This is a genomic window from Moraxella sp. I5G (assembly GCF_055193055.1).
Genome location: NZ_JBUXLH010000017.1, coordinates 1 through 19,647 on the forward strand (window position 1 = coordinate 1; position 19,647 = coordinate 19,647).

General features: G+C 41.6%; 16 protein-coding genes. 13 read left to right on the plus strand and 3 right to left on the minus strand.

The annotated features are described in order from the left end of the window. Window positions 1–93: 93 nt before the first annotated feature. From ACZBKJ_RS08810 to cas2, 11 genes are all read left to right on the plus strand, one after another. The gene (locus ACZBKJ_RS08810) at window positions 94–654 is read left to right on the plus strand and encodes a prepilin-type N-terminal cleavage/methylation domain-containing protein (protein WP_463200683.1); all 561 of its coding nucleotides are present in this window, start codon (window positions 94–96) and stop codon (window positions 652–654) included. A 538-nt stretch (window positions 655–1,192) separates the two neighbouring features. Then, window positions 1,193–3,475: a CRISPR-associated helicase Cas3' gene (gene cas3 / locus ACZBKJ_RS08815; RefSeq protein ID WP_463200685.1), complete on the plus strand. Its 2,283-nt coding sequence runs from the start codon at window positions 1,193–1,195 to the stop codon at window positions 3,473–3,475. 82 nt (window positions 3,476–3,557) lie between these two features. After that, entirely contained in the window at window positions 3,558–4,682 is a 1,125-nt protein-coding gene (locus ACZBKJ_RS08820) for a DNA methyltransferase (protein ID WP_463200686.1), read from the plus strand. Window positions 4,683–4,694: 12 nt separating this feature from the next. After that, window positions 4,695–5,621 carry a Bpu10I family restriction endonuclease gene (locus ACZBKJ_RS08825; protein ID WP_463200687.1) on the plus strand — a complete coding sequence of 309 codons (927 nt, stop codon included), beginning with the start codon at window positions 4,695–4,697 and terminating at the stop codon, window positions 5,619–5,621. A gap of 52 nt (window positions 5,622–5,673) precedes the next feature. Beyond that, window positions 5,674–6,348: a type I-C CRISPR-associated protein Cas5c gene (gene cas5c / locus ACZBKJ_RS08830; RefSeq protein WP_463200688.1), complete on the plus strand. Its 675-nt coding sequence runs from the start codon at window positions 5,674–5,676 to the stop codon at window positions 6,346–6,348. Further along, a complete protein-coding gene (cas8c, locus tag ACZBKJ_RS08835) occupies window positions 6,345–8,123 on the plus strand; it encodes a type I-C CRISPR-associated protein Cas8c/Csd1 (protein ID WP_463200689.1) in 1,779 nt (592 codons plus the stop codon). The genes cas5c and cas8c overlap by 4 nt, the downstream gene beginning before the upstream one ends. A gap of 11 nt (window positions 8,124–8,134) precedes the next feature. Continuing rightward, entirely contained in the window at window positions 8,135–9,001 is an 867-nt protein-coding gene (cas7c, locus tag ACZBKJ_RS08840; protein ID WP_463200690.1) for a type I-C CRISPR-associated protein Cas7/Csd2, read from the plus strand. Between the two features lie 14 nt (window positions 9,002–9,015). Beyond that, a complete protein-coding gene (gene cas4, locus ACZBKJ_RS08845) occupies window positions 9,016–9,666 on the plus strand; it encodes a CRISPR-associated protein Cas4 (RefSeq protein WP_463200691.1) in 651 nt (216 codons plus the stop codon). 68 nt (window positions 9,667–9,734) lie between these two features. Further along, a complete protein-coding gene (locus ACZBKJ_RS08850) occupies window positions 9,735–11,171 on the plus strand; it encodes an ATP-dependent nuclease (RefSeq protein ID WP_463200692.1) in 1,437 nt (478 codons plus the stop codon). A 215-nt stretch (window positions 11,172–11,386) separates the two neighbouring features. Further along, the gene (gene cas1c, locus ACZBKJ_RS08855) at window positions 11,387–12,400 is read left to right on the plus strand and encodes a type I-C CRISPR-associated endonuclease Cas1c (RefSeq protein ID WP_463200693.1); all 1,014 of its coding nucleotides are present in this window, start codon (window positions 11,387–11,389) and stop codon (window positions 12,398–12,400) included. Window positions 12,401–12,474: 74 nt separating this feature from the next. Then, window positions 12,475–12,768: a CRISPR-associated endonuclease Cas2 gene (cas2, locus tag ACZBKJ_RS08860; RefSeq protein ID WP_463200694.1), complete on the plus strand. Its 294-nt coding sequence runs from the start codon at window positions 12,475–12,477 to the stop codon at window positions 12,766–12,768. A gap of 39 nt (window positions 12,769–12,807) precedes the next feature. On the opposite strand, the gene infC is transcribed toward cas2, so the two are convergent. Further along, window positions 12,808–13,305 carry a translation initiation factor IF-3 gene (infC, locus tag ACZBKJ_RS08865; protein WP_463200728.1) on the minus strand — a complete coding sequence of 166 codons (498 nt, stop codon included), beginning with the start codon at window positions 13,303–13,305 and terminating at the stop codon, window positions 12,808–12,810. Window positions 13,306–13,734: 429 nt separating this feature from the next. Here infC and ACZBKJ_RS08870 point away from each other — a divergent pair, with 429 nt between their 5' ends. Both ACZBKJ_RS08870 and upp read left to right on the plus strand, forming a co-directional pair. Next, the gene (locus tag ACZBKJ_RS08870) at window positions 13,735–15,510 is read left to right on the plus strand and encodes an ABC transporter ATP-binding protein/permease (protein ID WP_463200695.1); all 1,776 of its coding nucleotides are present in this window, start codon (window positions 13,735–13,737) and stop codon (window positions 15,508–15,510) included. A 148-nt stretch (window positions 15,511–15,658) separates the two neighbouring features. Beyond that, window positions 15,659–16,291, plus strand: coding sequence for a uracil phosphoribosyltransferase (gene upp / locus ACZBKJ_RS08875; protein WP_463200696.1), 633 nt, complete (start codon window positions 15,659–15,661; stop codon window positions 16,289–16,291). A 57-nt stretch (window positions 16,292–16,348) separates the two neighbouring features. On the opposite strand, the gene ACZBKJ_RS08880 is transcribed toward upp, so the two are convergent. Continuing rightward, window positions 16,349–16,618, minus strand: coding sequence for a hypothetical protein (locus tag ACZBKJ_RS08880; RefSeq protein ID WP_463200698.1), 270 nt, complete (start codon window positions 16,616–16,618; stop codon window positions 16,349–16,351). 56 nt (window positions 16,619–16,674) lie between these two features. Next, the gene (gene secA, locus ACZBKJ_RS08885; RefSeq protein WP_463200699.1) at window positions 16,675–19,476 is read right to left on the minus strand and encodes a preprotein translocase subunit SecA; all 2,802 of its coding nucleotides are present in this window, start codon (window positions 19,474–19,476) and stop codon (window positions 16,675–16,677) included. Between the last annotated feature and the right edge of the window lie 171 nt (window positions 19,477–19,647).

Here is a 19,647-nt window from a genome sequence, read left to right on the forward strand (position 1 = left end):
GTGTTATTAACGGTTGTTTTATTGCCTTAATTGGTTTTGGGGGTTAGGAGATTTTATGCTAGAATGTTTGAAATTTGAGCGAAACTCATTTATATGAAACAAAAATTTAATAAATTTTCAATATATAATCAAAGTTGCTTAAAACAACAAAGTGCTTTTACGTTATTTGAGCTAATAGTAACAGTTGCTATCATAACAACTTTGAGTCTAATTGCAATGCCGATGGTACGAAAATATTTGCAGGATTCAGAGGCTACCCATGTAAAGCAAATTTTAGCGATAGTAACAAAAGAAGCACAGCTTCTTAGTTTTTCATATAGAACTAATTTAATAGTTTGTCCGGCAGATAATAACAATCAATGTAATCGTATGGCAAAGGACAAGATTATTATTTTTACTGATCGCGATAATAATCAACGTTTTGATGGTAATGAGGAATTAGTTAAAGAATACCCTTTAGGAATTAAGTATGGTAATTTTGAAATGCGTATGTCATTACATCGTCATTATATGAAGTATTTTGGCGATTCAGGGCATCCAAGAGGGCATTTTGGTCATTTTTTATATTGTTCACCATCATCAACGCCAAAATCAAGCTATAAGATTGTTGTCAGTCATATAGGTTATGTGTCAGAACAGCGAGGTTGTTTATAAATAATAAAGTTAACTTAAAAATTTATTGTAATAGATAATATACAAGGCAACTTGGATAAAACATGGCACAAAAACCACAGTAAGCAAACTAGCTTTGTAAAAATTGCTAAACACAGCTATTTTATGTTTCATGAAGATAATTATTTGGTATATTGATAAATATTAAGTTTAACCAAGAAATGTTATTAGTAACATTAAAAATTGAATAAAGTTTTTATTTGAATTATAAATCAGGATTAAGATTGCTATTTAAATGAGTATAAGCATAGTTACTACTTTGTATATAAAGCAAGATAAGTTTTTTTGCAAAAAGATTAAAAAATATTTAGTTTTAGTAAATACAAACTACATTATACAAATTATAATAATTTAGAATTAGAATGGTTCCTATTACTTCCAGGTTGTTATGTATGAACATTTACAGTTATTTGGATGGGCGTCATGAATGGATTTTGTCTATACATATAAGTAACTGCAAATTTACAAATATATACAAAAATAGACAATTTAGCTTAAAAAATACTAAAGAAAAACCCAAATGACGACTTACTACGCCCATTCCGTGCAAGACAAATTCGGCAACGTCTTACCTTACGAACATTGGCAAACCTTGCAAAGCCATTCGGTAAATGTTGGTGAAATGGCGGCGGAGTTTGCTCGGGTATTCGGTGCGCAGGAAATTGCCTACCAGACGGGACAGCTTCATGACTTAGGGAAATATTCGGAAGCCTTTAATCACCGATTGCATGGCGGTCCTCCAGTTGATCATGCCACCGCCGGAGCAAAGATTGCGGTGGAACGCTGGGGAAATGTGATCGGCAAGCTGATGGCGTTTTGCATTGCGGGGCATCATGCCGGATTGGCAAATGGAAACGGTGAAGGCGATAACCGCCGCACATTAAAACAGCGTTTGGCGTTGCAATTTGGCGCAGATATTCCTGCCCTTGATAACTTTTGGCAACAAGAAATCAAGCTCCCCCAAAACCTGTTCGCACCGCCACTCAAAGCCGACGCGCATCATCCTTTTTTCTCCTACGCCTTCTTCACCCGAATGCTCTATTCCTGCTTGGTGGATGCTGATTATCTTGACACCAAAGCCTTTTATTTAAACCTAGAAAACAAAGCCAGTGAGCGCGGCGGTTATCCCAAGTTAAACGCCTTACAACACAATTTCAATCAATTCATCAACGATTTCAGACGACGTATCGCCCAAGCTCCAGAGCAAACCGAAGCCGAAAAACGCAATGCCGCCTTAAACCGCCTGCGCAGCGAAATTCTCGATTACGCCGTAGAACAAGCGGCACAACCGCAAGGGCTGTTCATGCTCACTGTGCCGACCGGCGGCGGCAAAACGTTCACTTCCATGGCATTCGCGCTGGAACACGCCAAACGGCATGGTATGCGGCGCGTGATTTACGTCATCCCGTTCACCAGCATCATCGAACAAAACGCCGCCGAATTTCGCAAAGCCTTTGGCGAATTGGGCGAACAAGCCGTGTTGGAACACCACAGCACCTTCGACGACGGCAAATTACAAGGCGACGCCACCAAAGACAAATTGCGCCTTGCCTCGGAAAACTGGGACGCGCCGATTGTCGTGACCACCGCCGTGCAATTCTTCGAATCCCTCTTCGCCGACCGCTCCTCGCGCTGCCGCAAGCTGCATAACATCGCAGGCTCCGTCATCATCCTCGACGAAGCGCAAATGCTGCCGCTCAATCTTTTACTGCCCATCATGCAAGCCATCAAAGAATTGGCGCAAAACTACCGCTGCAGCGTCGTCATGTGCACCGCCACCCAGCCAGCCGTGCAAGCCGAAAACGGCTTCTATCGCGGCTTTGAAAACGTGCGCGAAATAGCCCCAAAACCGACCGCACTTTTCGACAAACTGCGCCGCACCACCGTGCACCACATCGGCACACAAACCGACGCCGACCTGCTCGCCAAACTTGCCGAACACCCGCAAATGCTCGTCATCGTCAACAACCGCCGCCACGCTCGCAGCCTGTACGACCAAGCCAAACACCTTGACAGCACGTTCCATCTGACCACCTTAATGTGCGCCAAACACCGCAGTCAAAAGCTCGATGAAATCCGAGGTCGCCTGAAAAATGGCGAACCCTGCCGCGTCATCGCCACCTCCTTAATCGAAGCCGGCGTTGATGTGGATTTTCCGCTGGTGATGCGAGCCGAAGCTGGTTTAGACAGCGTTGCGCAAGCTGCAGGACGCTGCAACCGCGAAGGAAAAAGGCTACCTGAAAACAGCTTTGTCTGGATATTCGCGCCCGAAGATAAATGGAAAGCCCCGCCTGAACTTGCCGCCCAAGCCGCCGTTATGCGCCTGACCGCCGACAGCTTTTCAGACGACCTCTTATCCACCCCAGCCGTCGCCGCCTACTTCGCCGAGCTTTATCAATTAAAAGGCAGCGAACTGGACAATAAAAAAATTCTGAAAATGCACAACGATACAGGACAAAGCCTCGATTTTCCCTTCCAAACCATTGCCGACAAATTCCGCATGATCGAAAGCCATATGCAGCCGCTGATTATTCCGTTCGATGTTGATGCCGAAAACCTCATTAGCAGCCTGCACCACGCCGACCACATCGGCGGACTCTTACGCAAACTGCAACCTTACACCGTCCAAATCCCCGAAAAGGCCCTAGCCGCCTTGTATAAAGCAGGGCGTATCGAACCGATAAACGAGAAAAACTTCGGCAAACAGTTTTATACGCTGATCGGGCTGGATTTGTATGATGACGTGGCGGGGTTGAGTTGGGAGGATGTGGAGTTTTTGAAAGGGGAGAGTTTGGTGTTTTAAAAGCTATCAATATTTCCTCCAGAATGATACTATCTTGCGCCATATTTATATGGCCAGTTAGATTTTAACAATAGGAGTTTTAATGAAATTAATTCAGAGCAAACTTGACTTAATTAATAAAACAAGAACCAGTAGATTACCTTGGAAAGGACAATTTTCCCCCCAGTTTATTGAATATTTATTGAGTGAGTTTAAGGAAGCAAATTATATTTACGACCCATTTTGTGGTAGTGGTACTGTGCTTTTTGAATCTGCCATTTTAGGAAAAAAAGCTATTGGCTCAGAAATAAATCCTGCCGCCTGGTGTTTAAGTGCTCTTTCAGAAAAAACAAGCTTATCTGAAATACAAGAAATTAAAGAACAAATAATACAATTACAAAAGGCTCAAGATTTAATTGGATATGTAAAAGATATTTCCTTAAATAAAAGTATTAATTTATTAACAAAAAGGATACTGCATACAATAATTTTATTATCTATGGGAAACTCTAAAGAAATTAAAAACAAAAATTATAACAAAGCAATATCTTTAGTTGAAAATTTAATATTAGATAGCAACATGTATTTAGGAACGTCTAAATGTAATTTAGAAGATGCTAGATATTCAGAGGTAGATGAAAAAAGTATAGATTTAGTGATTACATCACCACCATATATTAATGTTTTTAATTATCATCAAAACTATAGGCATGCTATGGAATTATTAGGTTGGCGTCCTTTAGAGGCTGCAAAAGGAGAGATTGGGGCTAATAGAAAATTTAGACAAAATAGATTTCTAACGGTGATTCAGTATGCTATAGATATGGGACTAATTTTAAATCAATTATTAAGAGTTACTAAGATAAACGGAAACGTTGTACTTATAATTGGAAGAACATCTTCTGTTTTAGGACAGCAATTCTCTAATTCTGGAATTATTTTAGATATGATTAAAGAGTCTAATATATTTATAATAGACAATATATACGAAAGATCTTTCATGAATAATTATGGAAAAACTATTACTGAGGATGTTTTAGTATTAAAAAGAAATGAAAGTAATAATATTATAAATAAGGATGTTTCAAGAAGTATAGCTGAAAGATACCTAAAAGATATAAAAACTAATAATGAAGAAACAGGAGTATTATTGAAATTAGCTATCGATAAAATAGACACCATAAACGAATCAGAGAAGGTTTTTATATCCAACCCTATTTTACAATAAAAGGAATCTATTATGAATATCCATAATACATCTCACGGTAGCAAATTATTAGCTTTATTAGATAATAAAAAATTACCAATGTCTGATAAATCTAAGGTTTGCGCTGCCATAGAATTTTATAAACAATGGTTACATGATCTTAGTTCATTAAAAAGTGAATATCTATTAATAGATATGGTTAAAAAGCTAAATGAATATAAAAATTATATAGATATCGAACTTATATTTAAATCTGAAAATGATTTCCTATATAGACAAAATGGTCAATTAAAATTATCTAACAGTATTCTGGAGGAATTTTTACCATTTTTGTTTGATCCCCGTTTAATACCTGGTTTAAAAAATTTTAAAAATCTCAGATCAGGTTCTATATCATCTTTTTCAGGGTTGAGTTTTGGCCCAGTCTATTTACCTACTAGCCAAAAAGTTAGTTTAAAAGTAAAAGATCAAGATTTTTCAGTAGCGCAAAAACATAGAATACAAATTTGTAGTGTAGATGAAAATGATAAGAGTGCTACAAATAATCTATTCTCTTCTGATTTTTATATTTCTTATTTTGCTGCTGAAATTAAAACAAATCTTGATAAAACAATGTTTCAAGAAGCAAGTCAAACTGCCGCAGAACTAAAAACTTCTATTCCATCATCAAAGTATATACTTGCATGTGAATTTTTAGATATGACTCCAATATCTACTAAGTTAACTGCTATAGATGAGGTAATTATTTTAAGGAAAACAAAACGGATTCCCTCTTATAAGCGTAGCGATTTCAGTACTTATTCTGGAAGGCAATCAGCTCTCAATTTATACCAAGATTTTATTGAGCAAAATCCTTTATCTGTTGATGGATTTGAAAGAATATTAATACATTTGAGACAGGTTTTCCCAGAACAAAATAATGAGTCAATAGATGCTATTCTTAATAGAGGTTATTTTTAATATATAGATAATAGAAATAAATTAAATTGTTCCATCCCAAAAGGAGAACCAAATGAACCAAATCCGCCTACACGTTTGGGGCGATTATGCCTGTTTTACCCGTCCGGAGATGAAGGTGGAGCGGGTGTCTTATGATGTCATCACGCCGTCGGCGGCGCGCGGGATTTTGGCTGCGGTGCATTGGAAGCCGGCGATTCGCTGGGTGATAGACCGCATTTATGTGTTAAAGCCGATTCGGTTTGAGTCGGTGCGGCGTAATGAGTTGGGCGGCAAGATTTCGGTAGGTAAGGTCAGCGGTGCGATGAAGCGCAAGAGCGTTGCCGATTTATATACGCTGATTGAAGACGACCGCCAGCAGCGCGCGGCGACGGTGCTTAAAGATGTGGCTTATGTGATTGAAGCTCATGCGGTGCTGACGGCAAAAGCGGGGGCAGATGAGACTGTTACCAAGCATATTGAGATGTTCAAACGCCGTGCGAAAAAAGGGCAATGCTTTCAGCAGCCTTGTTTGGGCGTGCGTGAATTTCCTGCCGATTTTGCGTTGATTGACGAAGACGAGCCGCTGCCGCCGTCGGCATTATCGGAAAACGAGGCAAACCGCGATTTAGGCTGGATGCTGCACGATATTGATTTTGACCACGGCAACACGCCGCATTTTTTCCGCGCACAAATGAAAGATGGCGTGATTGATGTGCCGCCGTTTTATGCCGAGGAGGTGAAAGCATGATTCTTGCGTCCCTTGCCCGCTATTACCGCCGTTTGGCAGCAAAAACCGATGAAATGGGCAACCCGAAAGTGCCGCCTTATGGCTTTAGCGAGGAGAAAATCGGCTGGATTTTGGTGTTGGATAAAGAAGGTCGTCTGAAAACCGTTGTGCCGAATCTGACTGCCGATAAAAAGCCGCAGCCGAAGCTGATGAGCGTGCCGCGCCCTGAAAAACGCACGTCGGGCATCAAGCCGAATTTTTTGTGGGATAAAACCGCCTACGCACTTGGCGTGGAAGCCAATAAAAACAAAGCCGAAGCAAAAGAAAAACCGTTTACGTCGTCTGAAAAAACTTTTGAAGCCTTCAAGCAATACCATCTCGATTTACTACAAAACAGCGAAGATGAAGGCTTGCAAGCCTTGTGCCGTTTTCTACAAAACTGGCAGCCTGCACATTTCGCCGCCGAAAATCTGCCTGCCGAAATGCTCGATGCCAACATCGCATTTTCTCTTGAAAAATCGACCGCACTTATCCATAAACGCGAAGCCGCGCAAACCTTATGGGCAGGCTGCCTGAAAAGCGACGAGGCGCTTGAGGGCTTGTGCTTGATTAGTGGCGATACTGCCCCGATTGCGCGGCTGCATCCGGCGATTAAAGGTGTGTTTGGCGGGCAAAGCTCCGGCGGCTCGATTATTTCGTTTAACAAAGAAGCCTTTGCCTCTTTCGGCAAGGAGCAAGGCGCAAATGCGCCTGTTTCCGAACAATCCGCGTTTGCCTACACCACCGCGCTGAACTATCTGTTGCGCCGCGAAAATAATCACTGCTTGACCATTGGCGATGCCAGCACAGTCTTTTGGGCGGAAGCGGACGATAACGCTACGGCGCAGGCTGCCGAGGGCTTCTTCGCACAAGTGTTCACGCCGCCGGATGATGAACAAGAAAGTGCCAAAATTTTTAATGTATTAGAACAAATCGGCAAAGGTTGCCCGCTGCAAGAAATTGCGCCCGAACTATCTCCCAATACCCATTTTTACATCTTAGGGCTTGCCCCTAATGCCGCGCGGATTTCTGTTCGCTTTTGGCTGGACACTACCTTTGGGCAGCTGGCGGAAAATTTGGCGCAGCATTGGAAGGATTTAGCCCTTGAGCCTTGCGCATGGAAAACGCCGCCGTCTATTTGGCGACTTTTATTGCAAACTGCCGTGCTGGGCAAAAGCGAAAACATCTCGCCCGTATTGGCAGGTGAAATGACTCGCGCCGTGATTTGCGGCACGCCGTATCCCTTGAGTTTACTGTCGCAACTGATTACCCGAATCCGCGCCGACGGCGATGTAAACGGCTTGCGCGTGGCAATGATGAAAGCCGTATTAGAGCGGCGTTTTAGAAAAGGTTTTATCGAAGAAGGAGTTCCTATGAGTTTGAACAATGAAAGCCCGAATCGCGCCTATCTTTTAGGGCGGCTGTTTGCCGTGTTGGAGCGCATTCAATATCAGGCGTTGGGCGAATTAAACGCCGGTATCGCCGACCGCTATTACGGCTCTGCATCTGCCGTGCCGTTTTCGGTTTTTCCTCGCCTTTTGTCGGGTGCAAAACACCATTTATCGCGCTTGCGTAAAGACAAAGCCGGTATGGCGGTGAATTTGGATAAAGATTTGGGCGAAATCATTGCCAAACTGCCCGAAACCTTTCCGCGCCATTTGAGCATTGACGAGCAAGGCCGCTTCGCCATCGGCTATTACCACCAAAAACAAAGCTATTTTGCTAAAAAAGAAACCGCTGAAACTATTGAAAACTAAGGAGCCAGAAAATGTCTGCCATTCAAAACCGCTATGAATTTGTTTACTTTTTTGACGTAACCAACGGCAACCCCAACGGCGATCCCGATGCGGGCAATATGCCGCGCCTCGATCCCGAATCCAGCAAAGGTTTGGTAACTGATGTCTGCCTGAAACGCAAAATTCGTAATTTTGTCGAAATCAGCAGCGAAAACAAAGCCGGTTACGAAATCTATGTCAAAGAAAAAAGCGTGTTAAACCTGCAAAACAAACGCGCTTATGAAGCACTCGGCATTGAGTCAGAAGCCAAAAAACTGCCTAAAGACGAAGCCAAAGCCCGCGACATTACCGCTTGGATGTGCAAAAACTTCTTTGATATCCGCACCTTCGGCGCCGTGATGACCACTGAAGTCAACAGCGGACAAGTGCGCGGTCCGGTACAACTGGCGTTTGCCCAATCCATCGACCCGATTGTACCGCTGGAAGTTTCCATCACCCGCATGGCAGTAACCAACGAAAAAGACTTGGAAAAAGAACGCACTATGGGGCGCAAATACATCGTTCCGTACGCGCTCTACCGCGTGCACGGCTTTATCTCCGCCAATCTTGCCGCCAAAACCGGTTTTTCAGACGACGACTTAGCCAAACTCTGGCAAGCCCTGACGCTGATGTTTGAACACGACCGCTCCGCCGCCCGTGGCGAAATGGCAGCGCGCAAACTGATTGTTTTCAAACACGACAACTCACTCGGCAGCCAGCCTGCACATAAACTGTTTGACGCCGTGAAAGTTGAACGCGTAAACGGCGAATCAGGTACGCCGGCAAGCGGTTTTGGCGATTACAAAATCAGCGTGGTTTCAGGCGGCCTAAATGGCGTGAGTGTGGAAGAGTTGCTGTAAAAAAACTTAAAAAGATGACCGCACTTTTAACCGAAAGCCAAGGGGAAAATCAGGACACGCGCCTGATTCCCCTTTCTGCCTTGCAACACTATGCCTTCTGCCCGCGTCAATGCGCGTTGATTCACAACGAGCAGGCGTGGGCGGAGAACTATTTAACCGCGCAGGGCAAGGCGCTGCATGAGCGGGTGGATTCGGGCGAGCCGGAAACGCGCAAGGGCGTGCGTTTCGAGCGAACGGTGCATGTATCGGCGGAGAAGCTGGGCATCAGCGGCGTGTTGGATTTGGTGGAAGTGGAAACGAAAACAGGCCGTCTGAAACCCGTGGAATACAAACGCGGCAAGCCCAAACCTGATCCAATGGACGAAATCCAGCTTTGCGCCCAAGGCTTGTGCCTAGAAGAAATGACAGGGCAAACCGTCTCTGAGGGCGCACTGTGGTATATGCAAACCCGCCACCGCGTCCCCGTCGTGTTTTCAGACGGCCTGCGCGCCCAAACACTCGCCACCATCACCGCCGTCCGCGAACTTTTAAACAGCGGCCAAACTCCGCCACCCGACTACGACAAACGCTGCAAAGCCTGCTCACTGGTGGAGATTTGCCAGCCGGAGTTGTTGGGAAAACGGGATAGGAGTGTGGGGTATGTGGAGGGGTTGTTTGGGGAGTGAGAAATTCTATATTTGCAATACCTTGTAGATTATTCTAAGTAATCATCAGCTTAATTAAGGAGCTTAATATGTCTTTAAATAGAATCGAAATTTTAGGTTATAGAGGATTTCAAGAAAAACAAGAAATTAAATTTGCTGTACCTAGAAAAATAGAAGAACAATCTGATTTTGGTCAAAATGGTTTGATTAAAGGAAGTGGACTTACAATTATTACAGGAGCGAATAATTCTGGTAAATCATCTATTATTGAATGTCTTAAGGCTAGAGAGGGGTACAATCCACCAAGTTTTCCTAATGGAGTACGAAACGCTTTGGTAGAAGAGGTTTTAATCAAATATTACTTTAAAGATGGGGATGAGGTTCTAAAATCTGTACGAAAGGGATCTAGTGAAACCGAATATTCAAGAAAGGCTGATAAAAAATTTTTTGTAGTTCCATCAAGAAGGGCTTTTGAACCATATTTTGGAAAGTCTAAGATAGACAGGGATTCTTATATTTTACAAACAGGATTCCAAGCTAGAAGAAGAGCTATGCTTGATCAGTTTTCATATAGATTATTTGCTATAGAAAAAAATGCAGATACAAAAACAAAATTTGATAGTATTTTAGAAAAAATTTTAGGCTTTAAGCCAGAATGGGCTATTGATCAAAATGAAGAGTCTCAATATTTTTTAAAATTTATTTCTGGAAGAAATAGTCATTCCAGTAATGGCATGGGAGAAGGAATAGTCAGTATTTTTGTTATTGTGGATGCGCTTTATGACTCTAAACCAGGGGATATAATTATTATAGACGAACCAGAGCTTTCTTTACATCCGTCACTACAAAAACGCCTAAATAAACTATTTATTGAATATTCTAAAGATAGACAAATTATTATTTCAACACACTCCACTTATTTTATTGATATTGATGCTTTGTCAAATGGTGCTGCTTTGGTTAGGGTTACTTCTGGTGAAGAAGGTACTAAAATTTACCAATTATCTGATAGCTCAAAGAACTTAATTTCTAATCTAGCAAAGGGAAATTTATATAATCCACATACTTGGGGATTAGATGCTCGAGAATTCTTTTTTCAGGAAGATGGCATCATTCTTGTTGAAGGGCAGGAAGATGTTCTTTTATATCCTGAAATTGCTAAGCAATTAGGAAAAGAAATCCAAGGAAGTTTTTTTGGATGGGGTGCAGGGGGAGCTGATAATATTCCACATTTATGTAGCATTGCAAAAGATTTAGGGTTTAAAAGAGTGGCTGCTATTTTAGATGGAGATAAAAAAGACTGTTTTGAAGATTTGAAAAATAATTTTTCTGAATATCATTTTGAAATCATTCCTGCTGATGACATCAGAACAAAGCCTGCCCGCAAGGCGAATCTTGAAAAACCAGGTTTATTAGATAAAGGTAAAGATAAAGATCTAGTTCTTCAAAGTAAGTATTTTGAAGCAATGAATAGTATAGTTGATAACTTAAATTGCTATTTGCAAGATGAAGGTACGCATTGCTAGGTTATCTGCTTTTTATTCTATGCCACCTGAAGTCTGATTTTTTCAGACGACCTTAGAAGCCGCTAATAAATAAAATGCGTGCGTGGCTTGCTATAAGCATAGAGTAGGATGGGCATTTATGCCCATCCTACGGGAACTATGGTAAAACTTTTTTCAGACAGCCTAAACAACAAGCCGTTTTAAAAAAGCACGGTCAAAACCCAAGGAGTCTTCCCATGCGCAAACTGCAAAACACGCTCTACATCACCACTCAGGGCAGCTATCTGCATAAGGAGCGGGAGACGCTGGTGGTGGAGCAGGAGCGTAAGAAGGTGGCGCAGTTGCCGGTGCATTCCATCGGGCATATTTTCTGCTTTGGGAATGTGCTGGTGTCGCCGTTTTTGCTGGGGTTTTGCGGTGAAAATAATGTGAATTTGGCGTTTTTTACCGAAAACGGACGTTTCTTGGGACGGCTTCAAGGGCGGCAGAGCGGCAATGTGCTGTTGCGTCGAGCGCAGTATCGGGTGTCGGAGCAAAATCCCGTGCCGATTGCGCGCAATATCATTGCGGCGAAGATTCAGGCGAGTAAGCGGGTGCTTCAGCGACAGATTCGCAATTATGGTGAGAATGCGGCGATTCAAAGTGCGGTCGATGCTTTGAATATTTCGCTGCGGCAGTTGAAGGGCGCGGCGGAGCTGGGCGTGGTGCGCGGTATTGAAGGCGACGCGGCGGCGCGTTATTTCGGCGTATTCGGGCAGCTTTTGAGCGAGAAAAGCGGCTTTACTTTTGACGGGCGCAACCGCCGTCCGCCTAGAGACGGAGTAAATTCGCTGTTGTCGTTTGTATACAGCATCTTGGGCAAGGATATCAGCGGCGCGCTGCAAGGAGTGGGGCTCGATCCGCAGGTGGGTTTTCTGCACGCCGACCGACCGGGGCGCGACAGTTTGGCGCAGGATATTTTGGAAGAATTTCGCGCGTGGTGGGCAGACAGGCTGGTGTTGTCGCTGATTAACCGCGGGCAAATTAAACCGCAGGATTTTGTTACCGAGGCAAGCGGCGCGGTGAGCCTGAAAGCCGATGCACGTAAGCTGTTGTTCCAAGCTTTGCAGGCGAAAAAGCAGGAGAAAATCGTGCATCCGTTTTTGGGCGAGGAAGTGGAAATCGGACTACTGCCGTATATTCAGGCAATGCTGTTGTCACGCCATTTGCGCGGGGATTTGGCGGAATATCCGCCGTTTTTGATGAGATAGGTTTGCAGGTCGTCTGAAAACGGGCGGGACATTTTCAGACGACCTCTAAAGCAGCCTGCACATGGGAATACAAAATGCTGATGCTGATTACTTACGATATTTCGCTGGAAGACGCAGAAGGACAAGCAAGGCTGCGGCGCGTGGCAAAATTGTGTTTGGACTACGGCGTGCGCGTGCAGTATTCGGTGTTCGAATGCGACATCGCGCCCGACCAGTGGGTTGTTTTAAAAGACAAACTCTTGAAAACCTACAACCCCGAAACCGACAGCCTGCGCTTTTACCATCTGGGTAGTAAATGGCGGCGCAAAGTGGAACACCACGGCGCAAAACCAGCGGTGGATGTGTTTAAAGACGTGTTAATTATATAAAAAAGCAGACCATAAGGTCTGCCTTAATGTTCTATCTTTTTATTTTTTTCGAGCAGGACCAAGCAGCATACCCATTTGGCGACCCTCTACTTTAGGTGCCTGTTCCACAGTTGCTACATCGGCAGTATCTGTAATGATGCGCTCTAATTGCGCCTTACCAATATCTTGGTGTGCCATTTCGCGACCACGAAAACGTATAGAAACCTTTACCTTGTCCTTATCTTCTAAAAATTCCATGATTTTACGAAGTTTTACTTGATAATCTGCTTCTTCAGTGCCAGGACGTAGTTTAATCTCTTTAACTTGCGTTTGTTTTTGGTTTTTTTTGGCTTCTTTGGCTTTTTGCTTTTGGTCGTACAAATAGCGTTTATAGTCCATAACTTTACAAACAGGCGGTTTAGCATCAGGAACAATTTCCACTAAATCAAGCCCTTCATCACTGGCGGTTTTTAAGGCGGTTTTTAAGTCAACCACACCCAGTTGTTCGCCATCTTCTTTGACTAAACGCACTTCTTTGGCGCGAATATCTTCGTTAATATTTAAACGGTTTGACGGTTTAATAAGTCTTACTCCCTAAAAAATGTTGTAAACGTCATTTTACTTGTTTCTGTGATGAGTTACAAGAGAGAAATGTCAAATAATTCTCCATAATGCATTGCTTTTTTAATAATGTTGTTTTTGGTATTAGTATTTTATCATTTATAATTTGCAGGTGCGAATTATAAGAATAATTTTTTAATCTCAGATAATCTGTAAATTACTGTATTGGGCATAAATGCACTATTTGATAATTTGTATTTTAAATTGACTATTAAAAACGATATTTTAATAAGTCGTATAAATAACCATAATTTTATTATTAATAAAAAACTGATTTAAAACAACTGGTTGTATTTTTAAGAGTTTTTAAGTGCGTAACCCATCAGTGTGTTAAAATAACAACTTTATTAATTTATTGGATTGTTTATGGACTGGTCAAAAGAGCTGATAGAGTCAGCGATTTGGATAAGCAAAAGTTTGGGTATTACAGCGGTGATTTTCACGCTAGCAATGTGGCTTTTGATTCGTTTTACGCATTGGGGGCAGCAGTTTTGGGCGATGGCAAAGGGTTATTTAACGCCAAAACGCAGCATTAAACCAATTTTATTTTTTACATTTATTGTTACTTTGACGCTTCTGGAAGTACGAATTAGTTTAATTCATTCTAATTGGTATAATATCATGTACAGTTCCCTACAAGATTTAAATCAACCAGTTTTTTGGCAGCAGATGGTGGTGTTTTGTTTTATTGCTGCAGCTGCGGTTTCAAATGCATTATTAACTTATTATGCTGAACAACGATTTTGCATTAATTGGATTGAAGAGCTTAATAAAGAGCTTTTGGATAAATACATGGCAAATCAGGCTTATTATCGCACCCAGCAGATTTTTGGTGAGCTTGATAACCCTGACCAACGCATTCAGCAAGATGTGCAATCCTATGTCAAGCATTCTCTATCCTTGGCAACAGGGCTCATCTCAGCGGTCAGCTCCATTATCTCTTACACCATTTTGTTATGGGGTCTGGCAGGACCGATGAAGGTTTTGGGTGTTGAAATTCCTCATATGATGGTATTTTTAGTGTTTGGTTATGTGATTATTGCTACAGTGATTGCGTTTTGGCTAGGTCGTCCATTGATTGATTTAAATTTTGCGAATGAACGACTAAATGCTAATTATCGTTATTCTTTAATTCGCGTCAAAGAATACGCAGAAAGTATCGCCTTTTATGCAGGTGAGAAAGTAGAAAAATCATTATTATATCGCCAGTTTAATCGGGTGATTGATAATATGTGGTCAATTGTTTTTCGTACTTTAAAGTTTTCAGGATTTAACCTAATTATTACTCAAATTTCGGTGGTTTTTCCATTATTGATTCAGGTGGGACGATATTTTGCAGAGCAAATCAAATTGGGTGATTTGATGCAAACGATGCAAGTTTTTGGTCGTTTGCATGAAAATTTATCCTATTTTCGCAATGTGTATGATACGTTTGCAGAATATAAAGCGACCTTAGACCGTTTGACCAGTTTCGAAAAAGCCACTGGCGCCATCAGTGAAAACAAAACAATTATTAATCATCATGACACTGATGTGATTTTTAAAGATTTAACCATTAAAACACCACTTGATACCATATTGATAGAAAAGTTGAATTTAAGCCTACCCAAAGGCTCAAGTTTGCTGATTCAAGGAAAATCTGGCTCGGGTAAAACCACGCTTTTGCGAACAGTAGCAGGTCTTTGGATTTACTCAGAAGGTGTGGTTATGCGTCCAACCAATGCTTTATTTTTATCGCAAAAACCCTATCTGCCACAAGGTCGATTGATTGATACTATCTATTACCCAAACATTGCTCCAGATGCACATGATGAGATAGTTTTACAAACGTTATTACAAAAAGTTCAACTTGGACATTTAGTAGATAAACTTACTCAGACTTGTGATTGGACGCACGTTTTGTCGCTTGGAGAACAGCAGCGTTTAGCATTTGCAAGACTTTTATTACTAAAACCTGATGTAGCATTTTTGGATGAAGCATCCGCCAGTATGGATGAAGGGCTTGAAGATGCAATGTATCGTTTATTAAAAGAATCTTTGCCAAACACTACCATTATTAGTGTTGGACATCGAAGTACATTACAAAAATACCATCAGCAAACCTTGCAAATCCACGAAAATAAAAATTGGAATGTGATTTAGTTAATACGCTGTTAAATATAGGGTTTACACTGATTTTGTTTGAATTTTGTTTTAGTTAAATTCTAAACACAGTAAGATAACGCGGTGGTATAATGATTTGATATCAGATTTATTAGATGGCTATTTTACACAAGATTGGAGTTTTATTATGAATATTACCGTTGTTAATCATCCTTTGGTGCGTCATAAATTATCTTTGATGCGTGAAAAAGATTGCAGCACTTACAAGTTTCGTACACTTACCAAAGAATTGGGTAGATTGATGGCGTATGAAGCTAGTCGTGATTTTGACGTTGAAACTTTTGAGATGGATGGTTGGTGTGGCGTGATAAACGGCGAGCAAATTAAAGGTAAGACCGTAACACTGGTACCAATTTTGCGTGCAGGGCTGGGAATGCTAGATGGTGTTTTGGATTTATTGCCCACCGCTAAAATTTCTGTAGTTGGATTGCAGCGTGATGAAACCACACTTGAGCCCGTGCCATTTTTTGAAAAATTTGTCAATGATATTAACAAACGACCTGCCTTGATTTTAGACCCGATGCTGGCTACAGGTGGTAGTATGGTTGCTACCATTGATATGCTTAAAAAACACGGCTGTACTAACATTAAAGCTTTAGTTTTGGTTGCAGCACCAGAAGGCGTAAAACTGGTGAATGAAGCCCATCCCGATGTAAAAATTTATACGGCTGCATTGGATAGTCATCTAAATGAAAATGGCTACATTATTCCAGGTTTAGGTGATGCAGGTGATAAAATCTTCGGCACAAAACAGCTATAAAGTAAGTCAAAAACAAAGCGCCTGAATCAGCTCAGGCGTTTTTACTGGGTAATTTAATTAATTTTGAGGTTGATTTGCTTGGGGTGCTGGAGGCTGTCCATCTTGTTCAACTTCCATTTTTTTGTCTGCTGATATTGGCGATTCTGTTTGCATTTCCACAGGTTCAGCACTCATCACCCCAGTAGGTTCGGCAGGTTCTGCCGACATAGGCACTTCTACTTCAGTTGCTGCAGGAGCAGGTTGTGGCGGCTCAGGCTCTTTTTTACCACAAGCGCTTAACATAAATAAACTACCAATAATTAGTGAACTTGCAATTAAAAGTTTCATTAAAGTTTCCTTTTTACTTAAAAACCCATTGGGTAAAATAAAAATCTATTAATACATTAAACCAGTTTGCCATGACATTGTTTGTATTTTAATCCAGAACCACAAGGACAGGGGGCATTACGGCTAATATTGCTCGGAATTTCCACATCCTCTGGCAATGCTTCTGGTAAAATATCCGCTGATTTTTGGGCATTGGCTGTGTTGCCTAAATTTAGGGTAATGTGCTGTACAGCAGCTGCACTTTTGGGCTGTTCTAAATTTTGATTATCGTCATCACTGCCTGAATGTTCAAAACGCATGCGAATCTGCTCAGCTTCCAAACGACGAGCTTCTTCCATTTGTGCAATTTCTTCAGCAGTTGGAATGTGAACTCGCGCTAAATCTTGCACCACGTCTGATTTAATAGCCCCAAGCATGGAACGAAACAGTTCAAACGACTCTCGCTTATACTCTTGTTCTGGATTTTTTTGGGCATAACCGCGTAGATGGATGCCTTTACGCAAATGATCCATTTGAGTTAAATGTTCTTTCCAATGACGGTCAAGATTACGCAGCATAAAGTCGCGCTCTAAACGCATGGCATTTTCTTCACCCATTTGGGCGCGTTTTTCTTCATAATGAGCAATGGCAGTATCAATGATTTTTTTGCGCAATCCTTCTTCATCCAAGCGTCTGTCAGCATCAAGCCAGTCGTTGATTGGCATATAGTAGCGAAATGCTTCTTCAATCTCATCTTCCAAACCATCGATATTCCATTGGTCATCCACCGAGCCGGGCGGTACAAATTGATTGATTAGTGCGGTATAAACCTCATGGTGCATTGCCTTGATGTCATCAAACAAATCCGCTTGACCAAGCAAATCATCGCGCTGTGAATAAATTACTTTACGTTGTTCGTTGGCAACATCATCGTATTTTAATAGACTTTTACGGGCATCAAAATCGCGAGCTTCTACCTTGCTTTGGGCGTTTTCAATTGAACGAGATACCATTTTGTGTTCAATGGCTTCATCATCTTTTAAGCCCATTGCTTTCATCATATTAACAACACGGTCGCCTGCAAAAATCCGCATCAAATCGTCTTCTAATGATAGGAAAAAGCGAGAGTATCCAGGGTCGCCTTGTCGCCCCGCGCGTCCACGTAATTGGTTGTCAATACGGCGCGATTCATGACGCTCTGAACCAATGATGTGTAGCCCGCCTGCTTTTTTGACTTGTTCATTTTTGATTTGCCAATCTGCTTCTAAGGCTTTACGTTCTTCGGCTGATAGTTCATTCAGGTTTTCAATGCTTGCCTGCCAATTACCTCCCAAGATAATATCGGTCCCACGTCCTGCCATGTTGGTGGCGATGGTAACGGTTGCAGGTCTGCCTGCTTGAGCGATGATTTCAGCTTCTCGCTCGTGTTGTTTGGCGTTTAAAACGTTATGAGCAATGCCTTCTTGGTCTAATAAAAATGACAATTCTTCGGAAGCTTCAATGGTCGCTGTTCCTACTAAAACCGGCGCGCCTTTGGCGGTAATTTCACGAATTTCACGAATGATGCCTTTATATTTACCCAATTTGGTTAAAAAGATTTGGTCGTTTAAATCCAAACGAGCAATTGGTCTGTGCGTTGGAATGATGACAACATCAAGATTGTATGTGGATTTAAATTCCACCGCTTCAGTGTCAGCTGTACCCGTCATGCCTGACAATTTGTCATATAAACGGAAATAATTTTGAAACGTGGTGGTTGCCATGGTTTGGTTTTCGGCTTGAATCTCAACCTTTTCTTTGGCTTCTACTGCTTGGTGCAATCCATCACTCCAGCGACGACCTGGCATGGTTCGACCAGTGTTTTCATCCACGATAACCACTTCGCCTTCATCATCTACAATATAATGGATGTTTTTGATAAAAAGATGATGGGCCCTGATTGCTGCTTGAACATGAGCAAGTAAGGGCAGGCGTGCAGGCGAATATAGACTTTCTTTTTCTCCAAGCTCACCAACTTCTATTAAAAATTTTTCAATCTTTTCATAGCCTTTTTCACTGATTTCAATGGCACGGTTTTTTTCATCAATCCAAAAGTCGCCTTCTTTGTTTTCTTTGTTTAATTCTTCGTCTTTAGAACGCACCAGTCGTGGAATGATGGTGTCAATGAGTGTGTATAAATGGGCTGAGTCCTCAGTTGCTCCAGAGATGATGAGTGGCGTACGTGCTTCATCAATCAAGATACTGTCAATTTCATCAATAATACAGTAATTAAGCGGACGCTGTTTTTTCTCATCCATACTAAATACCATATTATCTCTTAGATAATCAAAGCCGTATTCGTTATTTGTACCGTAGGTAATATCGGCTCGATAAGCATCAAATTTTTCATATCCTGGCTGTTGGCTATAAATTACTCCAACGGTCAGCCCTAAAAAATCAAATAAAGAACGGTTTAATTCAGCATCACGAGTTGCCAGATAATCATTGACTGTAACCACATGAACGCCTTTGCCACTCAAAGCATTCAGATAAATGGCAAGCGTTGCCATCAAAGTTTTGCCTTCCCCTGTTTTCATCTCAGCGATTTTGCCTTCATGTAGGGTAATTCCACCAATTAATTGCACATCATAATGACGCATGCCATTAACGCGCTTGGAGGCTTCACGACATACCGCAAAGGCTTCTGGTAAGATTTTATCCAAACTCTCGCCTGCTTGATAACGTTCTTTAAAACTTTGGGTTTTTTGGCGTAATTCTTCATCTGACAAAGCAGAAATGCTAGGTTCGTAAGCGTTGATTTTTTCAACGATTTTTCTCATGCGTTTTAATTCACGCTCATTTTTTGTGCCAATAACACTGCTGATGATTTTTGTTAGCATAACTTTTTTACCAAATAATTTTTTTTACCAAATAATTTTTTACAAATTTATTGTTTATAAAATATAAATCTTAAACAACACAATCAATGTGCTACCTGATATCTTTTAAATAATCTGCAAGAAAGATAAAGCACCTTCATCTATTGTTATAAATAAAGGCGAATCTTCATC